The sequence below is a fragment of the Haloarcula sp. S1AR25-4 genome (assembly GCF_031624555.1).
GTDB classification, from domain to species: Archaea; Halobacteriota; Halobacteria; order Halobacteriales; family Haloarculaceae; genus Haloarcula; species Haloarcula pellucida.
The window spans coordinates 24,716-25,722 of sequence record NZ_JAMQOR010000012.1; the positions used below are offsets into that span (position 1 = coordinate 24,716).

General features: G+C 57.7%; 2 protein-coding genes. Both read left to right on the plus strand.

Annotated features, from left to right (window positions below; translation table 11 throughout):
- On the plus strand, positions 1-323 hold a 323-nt coding region (locus NDI85_RS21830; RefSeq protein ID WP_310917044.1), incomplete at its 5' end, for a COX15/CtaA family protein.
- Positions 324-428: 105 nt separating this feature from the next.
- Positions 429-1,007 (plus strand): thioredoxin domain-containing protein (locus NDI85_RS21835; protein WP_310917045.1); only part of this gene is annotated, 579 nt, incomplete at its 3' end.

A 1,007-nucleotide genomic window follows, 5' to 3' on the forward strand; every position in this document is an offset into this window, starting at 1 on the left:
TCCTTCAACCCGAGATCATTGCTAACTCGCCATACTCTGCACTCCAAATCTTCGCAGAGTGGGCTCACCGTGGACTGGCGATGACGGCCGGGGTTCTGATCGTCGGCACGACTATCGGAGCGTGGGTGACACACCGGAATACCCCGATTGTCAAATGGTCGGCCACGGCCGCTCTCGCCCTCCTTCCGTTACAGGTTATCCTCGGAGGATTGACCGTCACGGAAAATCTCCAACCAATCATCGTGACGACCCATCTCGGCGTGGCAATTCTCATTCTCCTCTGTCTCCTGACGACTTTCCTCGTCGCATATCTCCGCCGCTGATGACCCCTTGCGTATAACACAATGCCACAGATACCGACGATTCAGCTCACTACGAGAGAACAGCACGGAGCCTATGAAATCTGCCACCTGGAGTAGTGATCACGAATGACTGCCCATACCTGCCCGATCTGTACAGATCAATTCGAAACAGCTGGAGCAGCGCGTGACCACACATGGAACGCTCATAGCGCCTGCCATTATTGTGGCGAACAACTCGGTGACGAGACTGACGAGCAGCTCGACAGACACTGGCTCGCCGTGCATCCTGACGACCTCTCACGTGTGGACTACAAACGGGCCGATACAGCCGTTGATTCACTCACGTTCTCAGAGCGGCTCTCTGAGGGCGGTGTCGGAGCTGCTGTCGGAGGATTGACCCGCCGACAACTTCTCCTCGCCGGTGGTGGTGCCGCCACTGCCGGTGTCGTGATCGGCGCCACCGCTCTCTCTACCAATACGAGGACTGAACCGGATGACGGCGCGAATACTGAAGGTGATGCGGGTGCCGTCACCACTGCCCCAATTCCGGACTCGCCTGGGAACGTCCGGTATGCGATGATGGGATCCGCTGATGCCGATGTCACGGTGACATACTTCGGGAGCTGGAAGTGCCCGTACTGCGCCCAGTTCAGTACGGGGATGCTCTCACAACTCGTGACTGACTACGTGGAACCAGGAACGATC